At 71.4% G+C, this 23,845-nt stretch carries 20 protein-coding genes; 17 read left to right on the forward strand and 3 right to left on the reverse strand.

The window, feature by feature from the left end; translation table 11 throughout:
• The first annotated feature begins 139 nt into the window (after positions 1 to 139).
• The 7 genes from ACWGJB_RS37845 to ACWGJB_RS37875 all read left to right on the forward strand — a co-directional run bounded on the left by ACWGJB_RS37845 (position 140) and on the right by ACWGJB_RS37875 (position 6,049).
• Positions 140 to 1,363, forward strand: coding sequence for a hypothetical protein (locus tag ACWGJB_RS37845; protein WP_453384586.1), 1,224 nt, complete (start codon positions 140 to 142; stop codon positions 1,361 to 1,363).
• Between the two features lie 79 nt (positions 1,364 to 1,442).
• Positions 1,443 to 2,075: a hypothetical protein gene (locus ACWGJB_RS37850; protein ID WP_453384587.1), complete on the forward strand. Its 633-nt coding sequence runs from the start codon at positions 1,443 to 1,445 to the stop codon at positions 2,073 to 2,075.
• A complete protein-coding gene (locus tag ACWGJB_RS37855; RefSeq protein WP_453384588.1) occupies positions 2,072 to 2,617 on the forward strand; it encodes a DUF6248 family natural product biosynthesis protein in 546 nt (181 codons plus the stop codon). The genes ACWGJB_RS37850 and ACWGJB_RS37855 overlap by 4 nt, the downstream gene beginning before the upstream one ends.
• Complete coding sequence (locus ACWGJB_RS37860; RefSeq protein ID WP_453384589.1) at positions 2,614 to 3,516, forward strand: Mom family adenine methylcarbamoylation protein; 903 nt, start codon at positions 2,614 to 2,616, stop codon at positions 3,514 to 3,516. The genes ACWGJB_RS37855 and ACWGJB_RS37860 overlap by 4 nt, the downstream gene beginning before the upstream one ends.
• A 64-nt stretch (positions 3,517 to 3,580) precedes the next feature.
• Positions 3,581 to 4,609, forward strand: coding sequence for a phosphoadenosine phosphosulfate reductase (locus ACWGJB_RS37865; RefSeq protein ID WP_453384590.1), 1,029 nt, complete (start codon positions 3,581 to 3,583; stop codon positions 4,607 to 4,609).
• Positions 4,610 to 4,680: 71 nt separating this feature from the next.
• Positions 4,681 to 5,034 carry a hypothetical protein gene (locus ACWGJB_RS37870; RefSeq protein ID WP_453384591.1) on the forward strand — a complete coding sequence of 118 codons (354 nt, stop codon included), beginning with the start codon at positions 4,681 to 4,683 and terminating at the stop codon, positions 5,032 to 5,034.
• 109 nt (positions 5,035 to 5,143) lie between these two features.
• A complete protein-coding gene (locus ACWGJB_RS37875) occupies positions 5,144 to 6,049 on the forward strand; it encodes a helix-turn-helix transcriptional regulator (protein WP_453384592.1) in 906 nt (301 codons plus the stop codon).
• Between the two features lie 180 nt (positions 6,050 to 6,229).
• Here the strand turns inward: ACWGJB_RS37875 and ACWGJB_RS37880 are convergent, their stop codons facing one another.
• The 3 genes from ACWGJB_RS37880 to ACWGJB_RS37890 all read right to left on the reverse strand — a co-directional run bounded on the left by ACWGJB_RS37880 (position 6,230) and on the right by ACWGJB_RS37890 (position 9,577).
• Positions 6,230 to 6,496: a hypothetical protein gene (locus tag ACWGJB_RS37880; RefSeq protein ID WP_453384593.1), complete on the reverse strand. Its 267-nt coding sequence runs from the start codon at positions 6,494 to 6,496 to the stop codon at positions 6,230 to 6,232.
• Between the two features lie 184 nt (positions 6,497 to 6,680).
• Positions 6,681 to 8,138, reverse strand: a complete 1,458-nt coding sequence (locus tag ACWGJB_RS37885; RefSeq protein ID WP_453384594.1) for a hypothetical protein — start codon at positions 8,136 to 8,138, stop codon at positions 6,681 to 6,683.
• The gene (locus ACWGJB_RS37890; protein WP_453384595.1) at positions 8,135 to 9,577 is read right to left on the reverse strand and encodes a hypothetical protein; all 1,443 of its coding nucleotides are present in this window, start codon (positions 9,575 to 9,577) and stop codon (positions 8,135 to 8,137) included. The genes ACWGJB_RS37885 and ACWGJB_RS37890 overlap by 4 nt, the downstream gene beginning before the upstream one ends.
• A 707-nt stretch (positions 9,578 to 10,284) precedes the next feature.
• Here ACWGJB_RS37890 and ACWGJB_RS37895 point away from each other — a divergent pair.
• From ACWGJB_RS37895 to ACWGJB_RS37940, 10 genes are all read left to right on the forward strand, one after another.
• Positions 10,285 to 11,217: a conjugal transfer protein gene (locus ACWGJB_RS37895; RefSeq protein ID WP_453384596.1), complete on the forward strand. Its 933-nt coding sequence runs from the start codon at positions 10,285 to 10,287 to the stop codon at positions 11,215 to 11,217.
• Positions 11,214 to 11,555 carry a hypothetical protein gene (locus ACWGJB_RS37900; protein WP_453384597.1) on the forward strand — a complete coding sequence of 114 codons (342 nt, stop codon included), beginning with the start codon at positions 11,214 to 11,216 and terminating at the stop codon, positions 11,553 to 11,555. Before ACWGJB_RS37895 ends, ACWGJB_RS37900 begins: the two co-directional genes overlap by 4 nt.
• Entirely contained in the window at positions 11,552 to 12,121 is a 570-nt protein-coding gene (locus tag ACWGJB_RS37905) for a hypothetical protein (RefSeq protein ID WP_453384598.1), read from the forward strand. The genes ACWGJB_RS37900 and ACWGJB_RS37905 overlap by 4 nt, the downstream gene beginning before the upstream one ends.
• Positions 12,118 to 14,808: an ATP-binding protein gene (locus tag ACWGJB_RS37910; RefSeq protein ID WP_453384599.1), complete on the forward strand. Its 2,691-nt coding sequence runs from the start codon at positions 12,118 to 12,120 to the stop codon at positions 14,806 to 14,808. The genes ACWGJB_RS37905 and ACWGJB_RS37910 overlap by 4 nt, the downstream gene beginning before the upstream one ends.
• A complete protein-coding gene (locus tag ACWGJB_RS37915; RefSeq protein WP_453384600.1) occupies positions 14,808 to 15,161 on the forward strand; it encodes a hypothetical protein in 354 nt (117 codons plus the stop codon). Before ACWGJB_RS37910 ends, ACWGJB_RS37915 begins: the two co-directional genes overlap by 1 nt.
• 1 nt (position 15,162) lies before the next feature.
• Positions 15,163 to 18,012 (forward strand): hypothetical protein, encoded by a 2,850-nt coding sequence (locus ACWGJB_RS37920; protein WP_453384601.1) that lies wholly within the window; start codon positions 15,163 to 15,165, stop codon positions 18,010 to 18,012.
• The gene (locus ACWGJB_RS37925; RefSeq protein WP_453384602.1) at positions 18,009 to 19,157 is read left to right on the forward strand and encodes a C40 family peptidase; all 1,149 of its coding nucleotides are present in this window, start codon (positions 18,009 to 18,011) and stop codon (positions 19,155 to 19,157) included. The genes ACWGJB_RS37920 and ACWGJB_RS37925 overlap by 4 nt, the downstream gene beginning before the upstream one ends.
• Positions 19,158 to 19,377: 220 nt before the next feature.
• Positions 19,378 to 20,022 (forward strand): hypothetical protein, encoded by a 645-nt coding sequence (locus ACWGJB_RS37930; RefSeq protein WP_453384603.1) that lies wholly within the window; start codon positions 19,378 to 19,380, stop codon positions 20,020 to 20,022.
• Entirely contained in the window at positions 19,998 to 22,622 is a 2,625-nt protein-coding gene (locus tag ACWGJB_RS37935; protein ID WP_453384604.1) for an ATP/GTP-binding protein, read from the forward strand. Before ACWGJB_RS37930 ends, ACWGJB_RS37935 begins: the two co-directional genes overlap by 25 nt.
• A complete protein-coding gene (locus ACWGJB_RS37940) occupies positions 22,619 to 23,533 on the forward strand; it encodes a replication-relaxation family protein (RefSeq protein WP_453384605.1) in 915 nt (304 codons plus the stop codon). The genes ACWGJB_RS37935 and ACWGJB_RS37940 overlap by 4 nt, the downstream gene beginning before the upstream one ends.
• The last annotated feature ends 312 nt before the right edge of the window (positions 23,534 to 23,845 follow it).

Consider the following 23,845-nt stretch of genomic DNA (forward strand, 5'->3'; position numbering starts at 1 on the left):
CCCGCGCCCCGCGCCGGCGGCGGCGCGCCCCCCCCCCCCGCGGCCCGCGGGGCCCCCCCCCCGGCGCGCCCCCCCCCCCCCCCCGCGCGCCCCCCCCCCCCCGGGGGCCCCCCGGACCCCGGAAGGAGTGACGGAGGCCATGCCCCGCACCGCGTACACGCTGTCGCTGCCCGGCCTGAGCACTACCGACGACCTGGACACCGTCATCAACTGGGGCCTCGGCGCCGACTCCACCGCCTACCTCGCCCAGATGCTCACCGACCCCGACGCGCACGGCATCGACCTGGAGCGCACCGCCGTCCTCTATATGGCCACAGGTAGCGAGTGGCCGGAAACCCGGCTCCTGGTCGAGGAGTTCATGCTGCCGCTGCTGCGCGAACACGGCGTGCGCCTCGTCCAGCTGGCCCGCAACGGGCACCTGAAGTCCGACGGCTTCACGGTCCTGGACGACTCCCGCCACCCCGAGCAGCTCTTCACCCGCGGACCGTGGACGCTGTGGGACGACCTGGAGTCCGTCGGCACGGTGCCCCAGCAGGCCGGCACCCGCAAGTGCAGTCTGTGGGCGAAGGGCGACGTCGGTGACTGGTGGCTCGCCCGGGTCTTCGGCGGCCACCGCCCGTTCCGGCAGGTCATGGGCTTCAACGCCAATGAAGCCGGGCGCTGCCTCCGTGACGAGACCGCGTCGAAACTCCCCGGCCGGACCGGGGTGTATCCGCTCATCGACTGGGGCTGGGGCCGGCAGCAGGTGGAGGACTACCTCCTGAAGCGGTTCGGGGTGCACTGGCCCAAGAGCTACTGCACTTTCTGTTGCTTCCCGGTCTCCATGGGCGCCCTGCCCGCCCACCTGGAGCGCATGCGCACGCACCCGGAGATCGCGGGCGAGGTGCTGCGCCTGGAGTACACGGCGATGAGCCTCAACCCGAACGCGAAGCTCTACGGCCGCAGGACCCTCCTGGAGATGTTCGACCCCTCCCAGCCGCGGGACCGGGCCTGCCTGGACGCGTTCGAGCGTGAGCTCGACATGCCGTGGGCGCTCTACCACGTCCGCCGCCTGTTCCTGTTGTCCGGCACCGGCGAACGGCGCCCGGTGAAGCGATCCACCGAGCGCGTCGACATCGGACGCCCCGAGCAGATGGCACAGCGGCTGGTCACCGTGGGCGGACGTCACGGCATCGACGTCGAACGCGACCCGCAGTACGGGCGCGCGCGTTCCTGGACCCGCCCCCGCACGAAGACATTGCCGATGGCCGAGGAACTCTTCGCGACCGCCCCGGCCCGCGTGATCAACAAACAGGACCCGAACTTCGAGCAGGCATGGGACGCCCTGGTCACCGGCTCCACCGCCCAGCTCCCGCTCGCCTGAACACCCCACCCCCTTCCGGAAGGACCCGTCGTGCGCGCTCGCCCGGCCTTACTCCCTGATCCGTCTCGTCTTTCGCGCCGTGCTGTACCTGGCCACACCGTCCGGGAATGACGTACGGGCCGCCATGCGGGCCGGACTGCTGGCCTGCATGACGACCCCGGCCCAGGGCAACGTGATCCCGCCCGGCTGCCTGTACGCCTGCGACAACGGGAAGTTCGGCAAGGGCTGGCCCGGTGAGAAGGCCTGGTTCGCCTGGCTGAAGGCGACGGTCGACCGCTACGGACGAGATCGCTGCCTGTGGGCCGTCGCCCCCGACGTCCCGATGGACGCCGCGGCGACCCTGACCCAGTCGCTGCCCTGGCTTGAGCCGATCCGCTCCCTGGGCATCCCGGCCGCCTTCGCCGCCCAGGACGGCAGCGAACACGGCCTCATCCCCTGGGACTTGATCGACGTGCTGTTCCTGGCGGGCTCCACCGAGTGGAAGACCTCACCGGCCGCCCACCGCCTCGCCCTTGAGGCCCGCGAGCGCGGCCTGGCCGTCCACATGGGCCGCGTCAACTCCCGCCGGCGGCTGCGCATCGCACAGGCCTTCGGCTGTACCAGCGCCGACGGCACCTACCTCGCCTTCGGCCCCGACACCAACCTGCCCCGCCTCCTGGCCTGGATGAACGAACTCCACACGACCCCAACCCTGTTCGGAGACGACACATGACGACGACCTGGCTGCGCTACGTGGGCGCATCGATCATGGGCATCCTCGACCCCGTCCCCTCCACCGTGGCCTCCCCCATGACCGAGGAGGAGAGCGCATGGGTCCGCGAGAATGCCTGGACCAAAGGACTGCGCAAGATCGACAACGCCTACCCCCACGGCTTCCACCGGTGGTGCTCGTGCGAGGCCGGCCTCTGCCACTCCTGCCGCACCGGCCACCACGACCAGTGCATCAGCTCAGACGGCCCCCGCGTCGACGAGCACGCCGGCACCATGACGGACCGCCGCGGCTTCGTCGTCGCCGTGATCTTCTACAGGCCCGACCAGCAGCCCTGCCGCTGGATCTGCCCGTGCACGCACGAACCGGACGCCGAAGCAGACGAGGCCACCGTCGGCGCCGCCCCCGAGCAGGCGGCGCCGACCGCCCACCGGTCGACGGCGCCTTGCCTGTCGTCCGCGCCCGTGTCCGCACCGGACGGGCAACTCTCCCTCTTCTCCGGCGCCGTTGCGCCGGAGGAGTCCACCGGCGGTGAGACGCCATGACGTTCCCTGTCCAGGAGACGCTCCCGTTCGAGGACCTGCCGGAGATTCCGCCCACGTCGCCCTGGTGCCAGCGGTGGCGCCAGGGTGCGCACTCCTGGCGGCACATGCGGGACGGCGGATTCGACGCCCGCACCTACCGCGTGGACGTCATCGCCGAGAAGGGGCCGGGCGAGGAGTTTGTGCTCGCGCACCACTATTCGCGGTCGTACCCGGCGGTGAAGGTGCAGTTCGGCCTGTACGACGTCTCCGGCAGCAAGCGGCGGCTGTGCGGCGTGGCCGTGTTCGGGGTGCCGGTCAGCACGGCCGTCCTCACCAACCCCCTGCCGCACCTGGTCCCCTACACGGAGTCGTTGGAGTGCTCCCGGTTCGTCCTGCTGGATGAGTGCCCCGGCAACACCGAATCGTGGTTTCTCGCCCGGTGCTTCGAGGCGCTGCTCGCCGGCGGTGTCCGCGGGGTCGTCTCGTTCGCCGACCCTGTCCCGCGCCGCACCGCCTCCGGCGTCCTGGTGATGCCCGGGCACGTCGGGACGATCTACGCCGCGACCAACGCCGTGTACGCCGGCCGGGCAACCGCCCGCACGGTGAAGCTCCTGCCGGACGGAACCGTCTTCCACGCCCGGGCCGCGCAGAAGATCCGCCGCCGGGAGCAGGGTCACCAGTACGCCGCCGCCCAGCTCATCGCGCTCGGAGCACCGCGGCCGCGGCCCGGCTGCGACCCCGCCCTCTGGCTGCGCGAGGCGCTGGCCGCGGTCGGGGCCCGCAACGTACGCCACCGCGGCGCGCACAGATTCGTGTTCCGGCTCGGCCGGACCCGCCGCGAGCGGGAGGAGATCGAGCTCGGCCTCCCCGCGCGTCGGCCTTATCCCAAGCAGCCCGACCCCGAACCATCGCCCGCCTGATCTACGGCGGCACCGTCCGCCCCCTGAGTTCCAACCCGACTGCTCTCGTCTCACTGGAGTTGACATGCCTTCGCGTCCCACCAGCTCGTCCACCACGCCCGACCTGACCTCGTACGATCTACTCGCCCCGCAGCTGTCCGGCGGAAAGGACAGCGCGGTCATGATGGCCGTGTTCATGGAAGCCGCCCGCACCGCCGGCGTGGCCGACCGGGTGATCTCGTACCACTCCAGCCTGGGAGTCCTGGAGTGGCCGTCCGTCGTGTTCGACGGCATCCGCTACCCGGGGGTGTCCGAGCTCGCCGCCCTGCAGAGCGCCGCGTTCGGGGTGCCCGCCGACCGGCACCTGGAGGTCACCCGCACGATGCCGGGCCCGGACGGGATCCGGATGCCGCACAGTCTGCTCACCGAGATCGCGGCGTACGGGCGCTTCCCGCGCATGGGCAGTCCGTACTGCCGCAAGAGCGCCAAGGAGAGCGTGGTCTCCGCCGCCTGGACGCCGATCGTCGACCGCCTCAAGCGCGAGCTCGGCCGGCCGGTGCGGATCTTAAAGGTCATGGGCTTGCGCAGCGATGAGGGCCCCGACCGCAAGAAGCGCCCGGCTTTCCGTACGGTGCAGGTCAACGGGGCGCGGGTGGTGGACGAGTGGCTGCCCGTCAAGGACTGGTCAACCGCCGCCGTCAAGGAGTGGCACGTCGACGCGCCGGTTCCGTACTCCTGGACGTACGACTCCGTGCCCGGTGCCGGCGACTGGTCCGGTACCTCCCGATGCTCCTGCTCGCTGTGCGTCTTTGCCTCCAAGCGCGACGTACTGCTCTCCATCGGCCGGCGGCCGCGGCTGGCCGACCTGTACGCCGAGGTCGAGCGGGCGCGGGGCGACAGCTTCCGCGCGGACTGGCGCATCGCCGACCTGATCCGGCACGCCGAGCAGTGCGGGGCGCCCGACCCCGGCGTCGTCTGCCCGGACGACGGTCCGGAGTTCACCGCCCTCACGAAGCAGGTACGGACGGCGCTGCAGAAGGAGCCCCGCAAGGAACCCGAACTGGCTCGTCACGGCGGCCGCGCCCTGTGCGACGGCTGCACCGTTCACAGCTGATGACCACCGTCTGCCGCGCCAGCCGAAGCCCGCGGCGCGGCAGGCGGCCCACAGTGGATGAGGAGATGACCATGGAGATGAACCCCACAGCCCTGCTGCTCGATCTCGCCGCCCAGGCCCAGAGCGTGAGCGACCCGGACACGCTGCGCGACTTGCTGTCTGCGGGCCACCGGGCCTGGTGCGAGGGCGTCGCCGATGTCCGGGCCGGTGTTGACCGGGAGACCTCGAGCCTGTCCGACGCCGAACTCACCGAGCGGTGCTCCGCTGCGGGCGCCGCGTGGGAGGAGGGGATGACGCGCGACGAGGCGCTCTCCGCTCTCGCGTTCGTGACCTGGGACGCGGCGCCGGCCGCCATGGCCTATACGGAGCTGGAGGAGCGTGCGGCGCGCTTCGGTGTGTGCCTGCTGGGCGAGGAAGTGCTGTAGGCGGATTTGGCGTCAGGCTGGACAGCAAACCGCCTTCTTTGGCATTATCGAACATGTCGCACTCGTCCGAGTGCCGGCTCCGCCGCGCTGACTCTTCCAAGGGGACCCGATGTCTTCCGCCGACCGGCTCGTGGACACCGCGCAGATCGTGTCCGAGTTCGGCACGAGCAAGCCCCGGGTCAGCGAGTGGAGCAACACCCCGGACAGCGGTTTCCCCGCGGTCGCGCGCACCGAGGGCCGCAAGCGGTTCTGGCGCTACGACGAGGTCGCCGCGTTCTTTGCGCAGCGTGCCCCGAAGCAGCGCGCGCTGCCGGCCGCGGTACTCGAGGCCGACCAGGACGAGCTGCTGACCAAGCGGGAAGTGGCCCAGCTTCTGGGGTACACCCGCACGTCGACCATCGACGCCTACTTCCGCGACCGGCCCGGCTACTTCCCGGAGCCCGACGAGGACGTTGACGGCTCGATGTGGCGCCGCGGCACGATCGTGGCCTGGGTCGCCAGCCGCCCCGGCAAGGGCCGGCGCAGCTCCGCTCCGGCGGCAGCGCGGCCCGAGGTGTCGGCGGACGGGGACCCCGAGGAGTTGCTCGGTACGGCCGAGGTTGCTGCGCTGCTCGGCTACGGCAGTCCGGCTTCCTTCTCCAGCGCCCTCTACCAGGGGCGCATCCCCGAACTGCCCGAGCCGGACGCCCTGGAGAAGGAAGAAGGAAGCCGCGGCCCGGGCCGCAAGAAGTGGCGGCGGGCGACCGTCGTCGCTGTCGCCCGCAAGCGTGGAGTGCTGCCGCCGGCCGACCAGGACGAGAACGAGGACCTGGTCGGCGCCGCCGAAGCAGCCCGCATCCTGGGATACAGCAACGCCGACAGCTTCATCAGCGCACTCGGGCACGGACTCCTGCCCGACCTCGAGCAGCCCGACGGATACGAGTACCGGCGCGGCAGCGGCGGCCGCCCCCGTCAGCAACGCTGGAAACGCTCCCGCCTCGAGGACCTGGCATCCCGCCGCTCCTCGACCTCCTGACTGCAGCGCACCGAACCGCGTCGCCGGCGGGATACCGTAAGACCGCGGCCTCTGGTTTAAGGGATCGACGAACTCCCGGCGGACCAGACGCCGCACGATGGCCGGTATGGAGAGGCCAGCCACCTCTCCCCCGCGAAGCCACACGGCTTCGCGGAACCGGCCATCGCTACGGATCTCCTGCTACTTCTGCCTCAGCCGCTCGGGGAAGTACGTCCTGAGCGTGTTGAGAGACGCTCGTGCCCACAGGACGCCGGCAACCGGCCCCAGGACGAGACCGATCGGCAAACCGGATACCCACGCCTCCCGCAGGTTGCCCATGCTGCCGTCCGGGTCGAGTGCCGGCGCGAGCCCCCACGGGGCAACGGAGGCGGCCAGGAGGCCGAGCACCCAGCCCACCGTGAACACAGGGTGGTTGGGCAGGCCCTGCGCCCGGCGCAGGCGGATCACGTGGATCGGCCGCCAGAGTCGCGACGCCTGCCGTCAGGGACCACAGGGGGGCCGCGTCGAGCCGAGCCTGTCAGGCCGCCCTGACATCGGCAGCACCTGCCGTGACTGCGGTGGTTCCGGTGTCGGAGTCCGGCCAGCAGTCGGCGGAGCTCCGCCCAGACTTCGTACGCTTCGTAGCCGAACATCAGGTGGCATCCGCGGAGTTGATCGGAGGCAGCAGGCCATTGCCGGGCCATAGGGGAGATCCTGCTTCCGCCCAGGCCAGGTGCCGGCCGACCTCGACGAGGACCTCGATCCGGTCAGCGGGCCCGTACGCCCGATGTGCCCCGGACCTGGGGTCGACGGTGCGGATCTCGCTGTGCGGGCCGGCGCACACCAGGGCGCGGGCGATGTCCGGCAGGCCCAGGTTGAGGGCGTCGCAGTCGTGGTCGCGGATGAGCTGCAGCAGGTCTTCGGTGGCTGCCTCCCAGTCTCCGACCTCCGGCCAGCGCTCGCCTCCGTCGAGTTCGTGGGTGAGCGTGGACAGCGGAACGATCTCGCCGGGCCGGCGGTCGTGGACGAGGCGGTCGTGGATGCGGGCGCCGTCGGGCTGCCGTACGCGGGGGTGCAGCAGGGAGGCTGCGGCCACGACGGTTGTGTTGATCTCCTGGGCGCCGACCGGGTAGTAGGGCTCGTGCGCGAACAGGAGGTAGACGTCCAAGGTGGGGACAGCCGGGCCGGGTTCGGGCTGGGTCATGGGGAGGGTTCCCTTCTGCAGCTGTGGGTTCGGTGCATGACGAGATGCCGGATGGGTTGTCGGCCGGGCGTCAGGCGGGTACGGGCCCAGGGGCCGCCCAGGGTCGGAGGCCTGGTTCGCGCCGGCTGTGCTGTCCTCTGCGGTGCGCTTGAGGATCTGGGTGACCTGGTGGGCGAGTTGGAGCATCAGCCGTTCGCGGGCGATGAGGTCGGCTGAGGCCGAGTGGGTGTCCCGGGTCTGGAGCAGGCCTGCGGCGTCCCACAGCAAGCCCTGGCCGACCTCGGCCGAGCGGCGCAACTCGTAGCGGTCGCTGCCAGGGGCGGCCTGGACGAGAGAGGTCTGCAGGACAGCGAGGCGCTGGAGGTAGCGGCAGGCGACGTCGCCTTCGACCATGCGGACGTGTTCGCGGGCCCGGGCATCCAGCCGGTCCGGGAGGTGCTCGGCGAGCACCGGGGCAAGGAGCATCGCCGGCAGGGCCACGTCGAGGGGGACTCCGTGGCGGAGGGCGAACAGGCCGGCGAGCAGGCTGATGAGGGCGATGGCGGCAGCGGCGAACCGCAGCGATCCGGGAACGGTGTCCACGGCGATGCGCTGGGCGGGGCGCCTTGTCAGCCAGCGCAGGGCCAGGCGCTGCAAGCGCGTCGCGGCCGGGGCGAGCACCCCGATCTGGTGGGGGATCTCGGGCGGGCTGCCGTCGCCGGGGACGGTCCAGGCGAGCCATCCCCAGGGGGTGCGTTCGTGGACGAGTACGGGCTCGCAGGCGGCCGAGCAGGTGTGGTCGCGGACGTGCCCGGTCCGCAGGGCGCGGGAGCGTTCCTTCTCCCACCGCCCCGGATCACGGGTGAAGGGGCGCTCGTGGTGCGCAGCCGCGGTCGGTGGCGTCGGTGTGTGGAGCGTGTCCGTCACGAGGTGCTTCCTTCCAGGTGGTGGTCTGTCAGGGCGGAGGCGCACGTGGTGCAGCGGCCGTCGCTGTCGGGGTGGGCGCGCCGGGGTGTGGGGCCCGGGCAGGTGCGGCAGAGCGGCCAGCCGAGGCAGGCCGGGCAGAGGTCCTCGCCGGGGGCGGTTCCGGGAACGCCGCAGCCGGCGCATTCGGTAAGGGCCCGGTAGGTCAGGGCCTCGCTCACCGTGCGGGCGGCGGCGGAGCCGGTCATCGGCTGCGGCGGCGGGGCGTCCCACACGGGCTGGTCGTGGTGGTCAGCCGCGATGGCGGGCGGCGGGTAAGCCTGGGCCGCGCGCAGGCGGGCAGCGACGATCGCACCGACCGTGGTCCGAACCGGATGGGGCAGGGGCCGGTCGGCGATGACGTGCCGCAGCTGGTCGCGGCTCCAGCCGGATTCCAGCATCACGGTCACGACGCGGCCTTGGTCGGTCAGCGCCTGCCCGGTCAGCAGCAGCTCGGGGCGAGCCGCCCCGAGGTCGAGCAGCAGCCGGATCCCCGCGTGCATCTCATCCGCCGCGGGCGCGGCCGGCGGGGACGTCGGCGTGTCCGGCCGGTCCGTCCGTCCAGGTGCTCGCGACGCGTCGCCGCGGCACGGACGGAGGGGTCTGGTGTTCTGCTGAGTGGTCTTCTTTCTGTTGGTGTTCTTAGTGGACCGATCAGCCAACGTAGGGTCATCCACTGGTGGAAAACCCGACTCTGGTTGTGACCTGCTGCTTTGCAGAGCGGGCAGGTCGGTGAGGAAATACGCCGCCGCACCGAGGGTGCCGTCTGGGCCGCGCTCGCGTTCCCGCACCAGGAAGCCGTGCTTCTCCAGCTCCTTCAGCCCGCTCTTGACGGCTGAGTCACCGTCGCGGCCACGGCGGGCGATGTCGGCAACCGTCATCCGCCAGCCGTCCCGATGCGTGGAGAGCAGTCCGAACAGGCCCTTGGCCTTGAAGGACAACTGGCGGTCGCGGAAGAGCCCATTGGCGATCTGGGTGAACTGATCGGCCGCCATCACGCCCCGGCGAATCCCCGCTGGGAGGCCGCCGACAGGCTCGGCCTCGGGGGACGTGGCCATCACGTCGGCTTCGATCAGCGCGATGTCCAAGGCGGCCGGTCGGTCCGTAATGCAGTAGACGATCTCGCCGAGGGTGCCGTCCGGGCGGCGCAGACGTTCACGGATCAGGTAGCCGTGCGCCTCGAGCTCCAGCAGGCCGGTGCGTACCGCTTCTCGTCCGTCCGGGCCCAGGCGAACGAGGTCGGTGACCGTCACCTGCCAGCCGTTCCTGTGCGTACTGACGTACCCGAAGATCCCCTTCGCCTTGTAGGAGAGCCGGGAGTCCCGGAACAGCCCGTTGGCGATCTGGGTGAACTGGTCGGCCGCCATCACACCCCTGCGGACGCCTGCCCCGAAGCGGCTCACCGCCGTACCTCCGAAGCGGGCCGCGTGCGGTGGCCAGGGCAGCGCACCGGGCCCGACGAGGTGCGGCGGCCGGCGGGCCTGGGTGCGCGGGCGTGCATGTGTTCCATGTCGTCAGCTCACCCGCCGGCCCCGACCAGGCTGACGGCCACGAGCCCCGACCATCGGTCACGATCCGGCAACGTAGCCGTCTAGCTGCCGTGGTCGGGCTCATGGTCGGGCCGACCACGCGCCTTCAGCCCGGGCGCTCAGCCGTTGCGCAGCCGACTGCGCAGCCCCGCACGGGCGTTGCGCAATGGGGCTGCGCAACCGGCCTGGGGATCCTGCGCAGTCAAGTTGTGCGGGGCGGCTGCGCAGTCGGCCCGCGCGTTCCTGATCTTCTCTTGCGCAGGTTCGGGTGGCCCACTGCGCAGGCGCCTGGCGGGGCCCGGACGGCTTCCGTCTGCACATCGGTATCTGGGTCTGGGTGGCCGAGCGGCACGTGATCGCACAGCGGTCGCCCGTCCGGGGAACGTGCACTGGACACGATGGCCTGTCGCCAGATCGCGGCTGGCTCATGGTCGGGCCTGTGGTCGGGCCGACCATGACCCCGACCATGGACTTCGTGTCCCCATCGTGACCATGGTCGGGGGTTCGTGGTCGGTGGTCGGGTCGGGGTCGCCGGGTTTTCTCAAGGTCAGCAACATTCGTTCTGACCTGGGAGTTTGACCATGTCCCCTGGCAAGCAGGCCTCACAGAGCGAGGCCGCTGCTCCGATGGCGGCCGGCGCCCGGCTGGAGGCGATGCGCCGCCGCGTACGCCTCTCACGCGTGGCGGTCTGGACCGTCATCGCGGCCGGCCCCATCGCCCTGTGTGTCGCGGTCGCCTCCACCCCGACCACGGTCTCGGCGGCCCCCGCTACGAAGCCCACCGCCGTGCGCACCGCGGCGGCCGCCGCCGACCCGGGCGGCTATGCGCAGGTGTTCGTCAGCGCCTGGTTGCGCAGCAGTGCGGACGACGAGACGAGTGCGCAGGCGCGGCTTGCGCAGTCGATGGCGCCCGACGTCGATCTGCCCAACCCGGCGGTCGACGCGCAGTCGGCGCCTCAGTCCGTGACAGCGGTGCGCAGTGCGCAGCGGGCGGACGGCGCGTGGTCGGTGACGGTGGCTGCGCAGTACGCCAATGGGTCGGTGCGGTACTACGCCGTGCCGGTGGCCGCCGACCGGGCGGGCTCCTCGTTCACGGTGATCGGTGCGCCCGGCGTGGTGGCCGGCCCGGCCCGGGACGAGGTGCCGAAGTCGTCGTACGCCGTGACCGTCCCCGAGGGGGATCTGTCGTCCGCCGTCGGGCAGTTCCTCGCCGCCTACCTGACGGGTGCTGGAGAGGTCGACCGCTACCTCGCACCCGGCGTGAAGCTCACCGCCGTCTCCCCCGCCCCGTACACGGCGGTCACCGTCCAGGAGGTGTCCGCCGTCGAGGAAGCCGCGGCCGCCGAGAAGGTGCCGGCGGACGGCACGACGGTGCGGGTGCTCGCCTCGGTGGAAGCCCGTGACGCGACCGGCCGGTGGCCGCTGGCGTACGAGCTCACGCTCAAGGCCCGCTCGGGCCGGTGGGAAGTCGCCGCGCTGGAGTCCGGGGCTGCCCAGGACGGGGGTGCCCGATGAACACCGTGCACAGCCTGATGCTCGCCGGGCAGCTGGACGACCTCGGCAACTCGTGGATCAACATGTTCAAGGAGTGGGCGACCAAGGGTTTGCAGGCCGGGCTGATCTGCATGGTCGTCGTCATCATGATCCAGAAGTTCAGCCTCAAGGCGGGGATCGGTGCCCTGCTGCTGATGGTGATCGCGCTCGGTCTGTACAACTCGCGCAACGACCTGGCGAACATGTTCACCGACGAGGTGAAGAACCCGTCCAAGGGGGCGCCCGCCGTTCCTGGGGTCGTCCGGTCCGAACTCCCGGCCTCTCGTGACCACTCGCCGGGCGTCGGAGGCTGGCTGTGACCGCGGCCGCCGCGGCACGGGTAGGCCGCTTCTACACCTCCGCCCGCCGCCACCCCTGGGTCCTGGGCAAGGTCGCCGACTGGAAGATCCCCCTCGGCCCCTACACCCCGGCGCAGATCGCGGTCGCCGTCGGTGGCGGCTTCCTTCTGGTCAAGACCATCGGATGGTGGTCCTGGATGGGGCCGGTCCCCATCATCGGGTGGGTCCTGGTCATCTGGATGGTGCGCCGGCCGAAGATCCGGGGTCGTGCGCCGATGCAGGCTGCACTCGGCTGGGTGCTGCTCGGCTGGCAGCCCCGCGGAGGGCGGATCGGCGGACGGGCCGCCCGCGACCGCGCTCCCCACCCGCTGCTCGGCGGCTTCACCATCGAGGACACGCCCGCGCCCGGCCTCCCTGCGCAGGCCTCGCCCTCCCCCGCGGTTCAGCGGCGTCCAGCCCGGGCGCCGCACCCGACCACGGCGCCGGCACCCCGCCGTACGCAGCCCGTTGCTCCCGCGGTGGCAGCAGGGCCGGTGTCGGGTGTGCAGCGGCTGCTCGCGCTCGCCCAGCAAGGGGGTGCGCGGTGAGGGTTCCGATCCGTCACATCGCCGGGCACCTGGTGTGGTCGACGCAGGGCAGCGTGTGGGCGATCTACCGCCTGCACCCCGGCCCGGACGCGCAGGGTCGCCGCGAGGAGACCGTTCAGGGCACTTACGTGCCCGCCGCGGTCCGCGACGAGCAACTGGCAAAGATCACGCATTTGGTGCGGTCACTGTCGGGGGCCCCGCGCCTGTACGGCATGTGCGCCCAGGTCGACCCGGGCGAGATCGCCCTGCGCATGATCGAGGGCATCGAGCCGGCCAAGCAGGCACCCGGTGTAGGCCGGCACCCATGGGTGGAGAACGTCGAGGCCACCCTCGATCTGCTGGACGACCAGGAGATGCACCGCCGCACCCTGTGGCTGGCCGTGCCCCTCCAGACCGAAACAGGCAGCCTGCAGGTGTCGGCGTCCCTCGGCGCGGCGTGGGCCGAGGTCGCACCGATGCTGGGCATGCGCCCGGCGCCGGTGGCACGGCGCGAGGTGAGCGCCTACCGCGAGCAGGCCTCACGGGTGGAGGCCGCGCTCGCCGGCGGCATCGCCTTCCGCCCGGCCCGCCCGGCGGAGATCGTGTGGATGATCCAGCACGCCCTCCACCGCGGCCTCGCGGAGCCGCTGCTGGCCGAGGCCGAGACCAGCGAGATGTACGGCGGACAGCTCCATGACGGGGTGCTGCGCTCCCCCAGCTACGCTGACCTCGGCCAGGTCCGCCTGCAGGAAGGCGGCATCGACCTCGAACTCGACGACGTCGACGAACTCAAGAGCGCCGGCCGGATCACCCGGTCGGGCCGCAAGGCCTGGTGGCGGCTGAACACCGGCTCGCCGCTCGGGCGGCGCTGGCTGCAGGTCGAGTCCGACAACGGGGTGGGCTACCAGGCGCAGTTGGCGCTGTCCGAGTGCCCGCCCGTGGTCAGCCAGGACGCCGCCGATCTGTTCGCCCAGCTGGAAACCCTTGCCTTTCCCGTCGACTACACCGTCGACCTGATGCTCGTGCCCGCGGAAAGGGCCCGCGATCAGGTGCGGCGCAAGAAGAACGAGCTGATCGACCAGGCCGACCAGTACGACGCCCGCCCGACCGGCATGCCCGCGTCCTTGACCGAGGCCGCCCGCGACCTGGGCGAGCTCGACGCCCGTCTGTCACGCACGTCGGTCGAGGTCGAGGTGCAGTCGGTGACCGTGCTGACGGTGTGGGGTCCGACCGCCGCCGTGTGCGACGCCCGGGCCCGCGCCCTGGCCGCGCTGCTCGGCGGAGCCGACTACCGGGCCGTGCGCCCGGCCGGCTTGCAGGAGGCCCTGTTCACCCTGGGGCTGCCCGGCACCGTGCGGCCCGGCGTGGTGCGGGAGTTCACCCAGCACCAGGTCAGCGAGGACTGGGCGCTGGGTGGGGCCTTCACCGCTGCGGAGGTCGGCGACCCCAACGGGATGTTCCTCGGCATCGACCTGGATTGCGGTACCACCCGCCCCGTCATGATCAACGTGGCGGATGCGCCCAAGGTCGATGCGTCCGCCTCGATGGGCATCGTCGGGGATCTCGGCGCGGGCAAGAGCGTCCTGCAGAAGCTGATCGCGGAGGCTGTGTGGGCGCGCGGAGGCTGCGCGATCTGCATCGACCGCACCCCGGTCCGCGAGTGGGCCACTTTCGCCCGCACGGCGGCCAAGGGCCGCGTCCAGATCATCGACGCCGCTCAGGCCGAGGTGTCCATCGACCCGCTGCGCATGTTCGACGGACCTGAGGGCCGTCACTACGCCCTGTCCTACCTCACCCTGCAGCTCGGCATCGGCCCGATGAGCACCAACGGCGAGGTCCTCCACCACGCCGTCGAGCAGGCCGCCCTCTGCGACGCCCCGTCCATGCACCGTGTCCTTGAGGTCCTCGAGGAGATCGCCACGAGCGAGGTGGGCAAGCGTCAGGACGCGGCGGCGACCCTCGCCGGTCTCATCCGGGTCGTCGCCACCAACTCGCTGGCCCGGATGGTCTTCGACCCGACGCTGCCGCCGGTGCGGCTGGACGCCTCCAGTGCCTCCGACATGATCGTGATCACGACGACCGGGTTGAAGCTGCCGCCGAAGGCCGCGTTCGACAAGCCGGAGGTCCTGCACCAGCAGCCGCTGGAGGCGCTGATCGGTCGCGCGGTGCTCTACCTGATCGCGGCGATCGCCCGGCAGACGGCTTTCGAGGACCCCGAGCGGTTCACCGCGGTGGTGCTGGACGAGTTGTACTGGCTCACCTCGTCCGCCGAAGGCACGGCACTCGTGCACGAGATCCTCCACGACGGCCGCAAGCACGGCGCTGGCCTCCTGGCCGGCTCGCACGACGCCGAGGAACTCGGCCCCGACCGCGGCCTGATGGCCTACCGCGCGCTCGCCCGCACCGCCGACCGTGAACGCGCCCGTCGCGGCCTGGAGTTCGTCGGGCTCGACCCAACCGACGGTGAACTGCTGCGGCTGGTGACCACCGGCCTGTCCCCCGTCGGTCAGAAGGGCCGGGAGGGCGAGTTCCTGCTGACCTGCCCGCGGCAGAACACCGGCCGCATCAAGGTCTCCGTCCCTCGCATCCCGCGCATCACCACCTCCATCACCACCACGCCAGGACGCCGCACGAGCGTCGTATCCCCCTCCATGCCGGAGCCGCTCGCCGGTGAAGCCGTTCAGACCCGTCCAAAGGAACACGTCTGATGACTACTTCTTCCTGGGACCGCTCGCGGCGTGTTGCCGCCGCCGCGAGCGTCCTCACCGTGATCGCCGTCGTGGTCGCCGCGGTCGTGCTCGCCCTGGGGGTGGGTGTGCCGGAGGCGTGGTGGCCGCACACCGGACGGGTCTTCGCCGCCGACGCCGCGCACCGGGATCCCTGCGCCCTGATCGTGGGCCCGGCCAAGGCCTACTGCGAGCACGGCACCACAACCACCAGGGCTGCGGCGGACCGGCATGCCGTGTCCGGTGCAGCATGGCGACTGGTGCCGGCCTGTGCGGGTGTGGCCGCCCTGATGGTGTGGCGGCTGCGGCCCGCCGTAAGGCAGAGGCGGCGCTGACGTGTTCCGCCCAGACCGCACGACTCTGCGCTCGGCCGGCTTCGTCGTCCTGCTCACCGGCGTGTTCCTCATGGTCAACACCCAGGTCGTGTACGCGGCCAGCAGTACGAGCGAGACCGGGGACCTCCTCGCCCCGCTGAACATCACCTCCTCCGAGGGGGTGCCGATCAACGGGTACGACCTCAACGCTTCAGGCGGCTCGATCATCAACTTCAAAGGGCAGGCCCTGGCGTTCGGCATGTCCGGGCTTTTCACGCTGATCAGGCTGCTGGTCGGGCTGGCCGGGTGGGCAATCGAGGTCGCTTTCCGGTTCCCGCTGCTGAAGATCCTCGCCCGCCCTGCACAGCGGGTGTCCGAATCCTACGACAGCGTGGTCGTCGACACCCTTGGGCTGAAGGGCCTGCTGCTCGCCTGGGCGTTCGTGTTCGCCGGGTTCATGATCGTGCGGGGGCGGGTCGGTCGCGGTCTGGGGGAAATCTTCCTCACCCTCCTCATCGGGGCGATCGCGGCCTCCGCTCTGATCCGCCCCGACACCCTGCTCGGCCAGGACGGGCCTCTGGGCCAGGCCCAGCAGGTAGCCGCCCAAGTCGCCCAGCAGAGCGTCGCCTCCTACGACTGGGGCGGCAAGATCGCCAGCAATGACCCGTGCGCGGGCATGGCCGGCAACGCCGAACTCAAATGCCTGCAGCGGGAAGACGAAGCCCCCGTCTCCGCCGAGGACGTGGCCCGGCCCCTGCAGGACTCCATCACCAACGCGCTGATCGTCAAACCGTTCATGCTCCTGGAGTACGGGCGCATCCTCGATCCCTCCAAGAAGTCCGATCTCAAGGCCTACGCCGTCCATCTCAAGTGGGTCGCCGGCGGATACAAGACCTCTGGCAGCGGAGGTGCCGGCAGCACGGCGGACTGCGACTCGCTCGCCAAGCCGGCTCGCAAGTACTGCGAGGAGCAGAACAAGAGGAAGGACGCCTGCTCCCTGATCCACGGCCCCGGGAAGAAGTACTGCGAGGAGGGGAGCAAGGACAACTGCGCAGGAATTAGCGGCCCAGGCAAGCAGCTGTGTGAAGCCGACACCGCCGGGGGGCTGCCGGGACTGACATCCGGAAGCGATCTGCTCAGCGCCTCCAACGCGATCACCAGCGAGGACGATCAGGAGTTCGCCGCCTTCCTCGCCGATATGAAGAACGCCGGGGACGTCGGCAAAGCGTGTGCCGCCTACGCCGAGGAGCCCACCTGGTGGCGGGTCGGCGGCGCGTTGTTGCTGCTGATCGCCGCACTGTTCATCTGCGGCATGCTGCTGTCCAGCGCGATCGTGCTGCTGGGCACCCAGGGCGTGTGCGTGGGAGCGGCGGCCGTCGGCGGCGTCACGTTCGTGGCGGGCATGCTGCCCGGGCCGGCCCGGCAGTCGGTGTGGAAGTGGCTGTCCCTGTGGGGCATCGCCATCATGGCCGTCGTCGGGATCTGCGCGTTCATCCCGTTCTTCGGGATCGCCATCGACGCGACCGTGACCAACGGACCCGATCTGATGGTGGAACGGATCCTGCTCATCGACGTGCTGGCCATCGCCGGGGCGGCCGGACACCGCAGACTGCTGACCGCCATCACCTCCTTCGGCCAGCGCATGGCCATGCGGATGCGCTACGCCAAGGTAGGCGGCACCCACATGCCCGGCGACACCTCCGAGCTGGGCGCCGCGCTCGCCATGAACTCCCCGGCCGCGATGGGCGGATACGGCGGCGGGCTGCGCCTGCTCGCCGGCGGCGGCCGGTACGGAACGCTCGGCACCCGCCAGCGGCTGATGGGCGCGCTCGCCTCCCTGTTCGACGGCACGGGCATGCCGGTGGACACTGGCAGGATCCTCGCCGACGCCACAGCGGAAGCCGGACGTGGTCTCGCACCCCTGACGGCGGCCGCGGCGATGGGCGGGCTGGGGGCCCGCCTGGGCCTGCGGGGCGCGTACGGGCTGCTGATCGGCCGCCGCCCGGACAACGAGCAGCTCGCGAAGTGGCGCAAGCCCACGGCGGACGGCGACGCACAATCCGGCGGTCCGGGCGGAGGCGACGGCGGCCCCGGCGGCGGTGGTCCGTTCAGGCCCGGCGGTCCGCCCGACCGCTACCGCGACGAGGACGGCCAGATCGTCAACCGTCGCTCGGGCGAGGTGCTTCACGATCAGAGCACCGACCGCACGTTGCTGGCGACGCGCGCCCACAACCGGCTCGTGCGCTACCGCGGGTACCGCATTCTCAACCGGAGCGGACGGGCGGCGTACGGGGCGAGCTACGGTCTGCCGGGCACGGTCCGTCAGGCGCGGGAGGGCCGGTCGCGGTTCACCCAGGACGCCCACCAGCAGCTTCAGGTCTGGGGCAACACCGTCGGCGAGGACGGCAGGGCCTGGGCCGACGCCGGCCGGCATGTCGGCCGGACGATGCGGGATCACGCGGACGACCGCGGGGGTGCCGCCCCGTTCACCCGCCGCCTGTCCACTCCCACGGCTCGCCCCGCCCGGCCTGCCCCGGCAGCCAGCCAGCCTTCCCCGCCCACACGCCGCTCCGCCTCTCTCCCGGTTCCTCCCGCCTCTGCTCCGGTTCCGCCTCGCACGCCCGCAGCAGGATCTGGCAGCGGGCCGACCGCCCCGCCGACGTCCCCGACGCGGCTTCGGAGCGGAGCGCCCCGGCGTCGCCCCGTACCCGGCGGGCCCGGGCCGGTCCTTCCCGGAGGCGGAAACGTGAGCGGCAGCACGCGTGACGAGGCCCGGAGGCGGTTCCAGGAGCTGCTGCGCCGGACCGCATCCGACGCCGCGCTCCTGCGCCAGGAGCAAGAGCAGCCTCCGCAGGACGGTGAGACCGAGTGAGGAGGAGCCGGCGCTGTCTGGCGCGCTGGGGCTGTGTGGTGGTGCTGCTGTTGTTCGCCGCTGTGTGCTGCGCCGCACCGGTGGGGAACGCGATCAGCGCCTACGTGGCGCTGAAGTCGGACGAGGACGACGGTGGGATCGCCCAGGGCGGCAGTGCCGCGGACATCCCACCGCGGATGCTCACCGCCTACAAGAAGGCGGTCCAGCAGGTCGGAAAGTACGTGCCGAAGTGCCAGGGCATGCGCTGGCCGATCCTCGCCGGGATCGCGAAGGTCGAGTCCAACCACGCGGTGGGCCGGAACATCGCCGCCAACGGCGACATCCGCCCGAAGATCTATGGGGTGCTCCTCAACGGCTCCGGCCAGGGCGGCAACACCACCGTCGTCCCGGACACCGACCGCGGCAAGTGGGACGGAACCTCTCAGGGGGAGCGTGCGGTCGGTCCGTTCCAGTTCCTGCCCTCCACGTGGGAATCGATCGGCGAAGACGGCAACGGCGACAAGGTCGCCGACCCGCACAACGCCGACGACGCCGCGCTCGGCGCCGCGATCTACCTGTGCGGAGGCGGCCGCGACCTGACCAAACGTGCCCAGCTCAAGGCCGCGATCCTGCAGTACAACCACTCGGACGAGTACGTCGCCAACGTGGTGGGCTGGATCGACCAGTACACCGCGGCCGCCAAGGACCCGGACCTGAAGAACGTCTCGGGGAAGGTCCGTACCGTGATCGACGCGGCGCTCTCTCAGCGGGGTGTGCCCTACTCGTGGGGCGGCGGCAACGCCCAGGGCCCGTCGTACGGGATCTGCTGCTCACCCAGCGGCAAGAGCGGTACGACGGTCAAGGGCTTCGACTGCTCGGGGCTGACCACCTACGCGTACGCCAAGGCCGACATCAGCCTGCCGCGCACCGCGGCCGCGCAAGCCGGCGTCGGCCAGCGCATCCCCGCCAGCCTCGGCACGAGCGCCCTCAAAGTGGGCGACCTCGTCTTCTATGCATACGCCCCCAGCCGCGATTCCACGATCTATCACGTAGGGATCTATGCCGGCAGCGGTCAAATGATCAACGCCGCCCGCCCGGGCACCGTCGTCCGGCTGGACTCGGTCAACTCCATGTCGGGCTATGCGGGGGGAGCGCGGCTGCTGTGACCGCCATCCCGTGTAGGGACTCATTTGATCTGTCCACTTCTCATCAACGTGTCCACGATCGGACACCGCGGCGAGAAGTGCCAGGTCAGAACCCCCGTGTCGGCCAACTCATCCCCCAGTCACTCAAGAACGGGACACGGCGATGAGAAATCCGCCTGGCCAGATCGATGAGAAGACGCTGCAAACGCGCAGCTCACAGCCGCGCGCCCGGACAAGAAGGTTGAGAACCTACATCCCGCGCTCACCGCGTCTGCTGGTGCTGAGCACCGCCGTGCTCGCCGTCGTCGGCGTCGCCCTTCTCGGCCTGCCGCACGGTCAGCAGCCACCGGCCCCGGCGGCATCTCTGCCCGCTCACGCAACCACGGATCCGTCACCTGCGGCCCCTACACCGACCACTGACGCGCCGGCCGTCGGCACTCCTGCCTCGACGCCCGCCGCGTCGACACCGGCGGCCGGTCAGTCCGCACTGCCGCCCCACGGCGAAGGCACGGCCGGCGATGCGGCCATCCAAAAGGCGTTGGAGGCCGCGTGGCCCCCAGATCTTCCCTCCGGCGACGCACGCGAACTGCTGGCAGCGGGACGCGACCTCCTGCGCGCCGACGCCACCGGGATCGGCCGCGCGCATTGGCCTGCGGTCTTCCCCGCCTCCCGGCAGGGCCTCGCGCCGGCGTTCGCCACCGCCCGTTTCCGCATCCAGGCCGCGATCGCCCGCCGCGACGGCAGCCCGGACCAGGCGGTGGTGCACCTGGTGTGGGCCGGCACCGACCGCGGCGGCACCTTCACCGACGGCCGTATCACCGACTGGCACTTCACCCGCACCACAAAGAAGGGGGCGTCCACGTGGACTCCGCAGCCCCGTACCTGACTGGCCAGGCCTCCGCATCGGCATCCGGCCAGGTGCTCGGCCTCGTCTTGGGCATCGTTCACACCGTCGGCTGGGTGATCACCTACTGGTGGGTGGTGGCCTTGGCCGCCGTGGCGGTCTGGGCCACGGGCGAGGCGGCGGTGCGCCATCTGGCGCGGAAGGCCTCGGCCGAACGGATGGCGCTGGAGCTCGTACCGTCGCGGCACTTTGACCCTGGTCTGGAGGAGATCTTCCGCCGGGGTGTGCAACTCGCCCGGGCGTCTACGAGCATGCCGTGGTGGGCGCCGCGCCGGTCGAAGTCGGTGCAGATCAGGCTGCGCGCCGACGGCTCCAGCCCGCTGCGCTACCGCATCGAAGGCCCGGCCGGCGGCGAACGCCTGCTGTCGATCACGCCGTTCGGTCCTGCCGTCACTGTGAACCGGGCGCGTCCCCTCGTCGACAAGCCCCGTGACCACGTGGTGCGGGCGGAGTTCATCCTGCGCGGCAGGCCGACCGCACCCCTGCGTGAGGTTCCGCTGAACCCGGACCCGTTGCAGCCGCTGATCGACGCCGTCTCGGACCTCCGTGCCGAGCTGGGGGACCTCGCCGAGATCCGGCTCGACATCCAGCGCGCCCCCAAGTGGGCACTGCGGGCGCGCCGTCTGCAGCTGATGAGCGACGCGCGTCGCGCGGAGCGGCGCGAGGCCCAGCGGGCCGCCCGGTGGGTGCGGCAGGACGCCACCGGCATCGAGGACTCGCTCACCTGGCAGCTGCAGCAACTGGTAGCCGGCAAGCAGGGCGGAGGCGGGCGCCGACTGGTCATGCCGCCCGTCCCGCGCCGGGTGGACCCGGAGGAGGCGCTGGGCAAGCTCGCCGAGGACGACCACCTGGTCCGGGTGCAACTGCTGGTGATGTGCGCGTCGAACACCGAGGGCCGCGCCGAAGCCCGGCTCGCTCAACTCCAGGCCGCCCTGGATGTGTTCGGCGGCGGCTCGCGCTGGGCGATGCGGGGCTGGAGGGTCGGCCCCTGGCGGTTCGGGGCGGACCGCTGGCCCAGCCGGCGCGGCTTCGAACGCCGCTGGACTCTGGGGCACTGTCAGCCACCGCGTCCGAACTGGGTCCGGCTGGAAGAGCTGACCGGCCTGCTCAAGCCGCCCACGACGCACTGCCGTCTGCCTCTGCTCGCCGGCGACCTGCCGACGTTCGAGTATGGCGATCCCGAGCTGTTGCTGCAGGGGATCTACCGCGGCCCGGACGGCCGTCGGCGCCTGATCGCCACCTACGCCAAGGAGACGCTGTTCGAGGTCGGGGTGGGCAAGGCGGGCGGCGGCAAGACGGAGCGCGCCCTCGCCCAGGCGATCGGCTGGGCGCATGCCGGCGGCGGGCTGATGTTCGTCGACCCGCACCGCGACTCGTGGCCGCGTGCCCTGCCGTTCCTCGCCCACGACCACCTGATGCCGCGGATCGCGCTGATCGACCTCAACGCCACCGGGCCTGCTCCGCAGCTCAGTTGCTGGAACTCGATCGGTATGCACCAAGGCCAGGTCGCGCACGAGGTCGTCGAGGCGACCGCCGACGCCTACGCGTCCGTGCTCGGCTGGGACGACGCCACCGCTCCCCGCGCGCTGACCATCTTCACCGCCGCCCTGGCGGTGCTGGTGGCCGTCAACGAGGCCGCCTGCCAGGCCGGGCGGCCGGAGGACCAGGCCACGATCTTTCACGTGCGGTCCCTGCTGACCGACCCGGTCTTCCGTACGACGGCACTCACCGGCATCGAGGGGCGCCTGGACGAGGAGACCCGCTCCTGGTGGCGGACCGTGTTTCCCACACTGCCCACCGACGCGTTCGCCGTCGTCCTCAATCCGATCGCCCGCCTGGCCGCGAACCCCGTCACCCGCGCCTTCCTCGGGCAGCCGGCCGGTATCTACAACATCCGGGCCGCGATGGACTCCCGGATGATCGTGTGGGTGTGCCCGGGCGGCAACGGGCCCACCGACCGGCTGATCACCGCGCTGCTCGCCCGGGACCTGCTGCGCGCCGTGCGCTCGCGCCGCGACACCCCCGAAGCCCAACGGGTGCCGTTCCGCCCATACTTCGACGAGCTGATCACCCTCACCGGCGCAGCCCCGGAAACGATCGCCGCGATGTTCGAGGACTTCCGCAAGTACAAGGTGCACGTCCACGGCATGACCCAGCTGCTGGCCCGCCTTCCCATCCCGGTGCGACTGTCGCTGGTGCAAAACGCCTCCACCCTGGCCTCGACCGCGGGTTCGCAGTCCGCCATCGCCCCGATCACCGCCGAGTGGGGTGACCGTCCAACTCCGGACGTCGTCGCCGCTCTGGACCGCTTCGAGCACTACATGTCGCTGACCGTCGAGGGCCGCCGTGTCGGTCCCGTCCGGATCACCGGCCCTCACCTGGACAACGTCTTCGCCGACTACGCCCGCCCGGGCCAGGCCGGGGCACTGGAGCGCGCCGCCCAGGCCACGGCAGGCGCCGCCCCGCTGGACCAGCTCACCGACCGGGCCGAAAACCAGCTCACCCGCGTAAGCGCCTTCCTCGCCCAGTCCTCCGCAGCCCAGCCGGCCGTCCATCTGCAGAAGAAAAGGAAGTACAAGTGACCACCGCCTTCGAGACCACGCCGTCCGGCCGTACGCCGAGCCCGGTCGAGCCGCTGCCGCATCAGCTCCTGGCCGTGCTCGGCCAGCACCGGATGGCGACCACGAATCAGCTCCACGAACTGCTGCGGCCCGGCGCCGCGCGGCAGACCGTCTCCGCGCCGCTCAACAAGCTGCGCCGCGACGGCCTGGTGGACTACACCGTGCTGCCGCAGTCCAACCGGTCCCGCGCCTGGTACCTGACCAGCGAGGGCGCCCGACTGACGAAGGACTTCCCCTCACTGCGGGGACGCCCCGCCTATCCGATCAACTCGGCCACGGCGGCTTCGCTGAAGACGCCGCACACCTTGACCGTGCTCCGCAGCCACCTCGCGTTCGTCGCCGACGCCCGCCGCCGCGGCGACGAGCACGGTCACCTGGACTGGACACCGGAGGTCTCCCACCCGCTCAGCGACGGCGAGCGGATCATCACGGACGCGGTCATGCACTACACCCTCATCGAGGGCGAGGAGCGCACCAAGCTGCGGGCGTTCGTCGAGGTCGACCGGGCGACCATGGGCAGCGAGCGGCTCGCCTCCAAGCTGATCGAGTACGCGCGGCTGTGGTCGTACGAGCCGCAGCCCGTCGGCCGGGCCCGCTCGCGGCAGCCCGCCGCTGCCGGGCCGGTGTGGCTGCGCTGGTATCCCGTGTTCCCCCGGGTGTTGGTCGTGCTGACCGGGGCCTCCCGGTACGTCCTGGGCAACCGGATCAGTGACCTGCAGGCCATGGTGGCTGAGCACCCCCTCGTGGGCACGCTGGCCCGCCAGGTACCGATGGGCGCGGCAGTCCTGGAGGACCTCGAGGACCCGGGGCCCACCGGTGACGTCTGGGTGCCCCTGGCCGGCGGCGATTCGAGGCCCTGGACCGAGCTGTGACATGGCGGCCCTGCGTCCGGTCGTTTGTCTCAGCCTCGCAACTGCCTCCGAAACCCCTTGAGATTTGCTCACGCGAACCAATAGTTTACTACCGCACAGTAGGGCGGAGGCTCAAACCAGCCCTTTCTGCCCTGTACTTAGGGGAATCCTGATGACGCAAGCAACGCACACCATTCGCACCCACGAAGACAGTGGTGAGGACACTTGGCCCCTCGGGACACGAGCCGTCTCCCACATCGGCAGCGCCTGCGTGATCGAGGGAACTGGCGATTTCGCCCCGGAGGACCTGGACCTCGTACGCCGCCGCTTCCC

It is taken from the genome of Streptomyces sp. NPDC054813 (assembly GCF_053611365.1).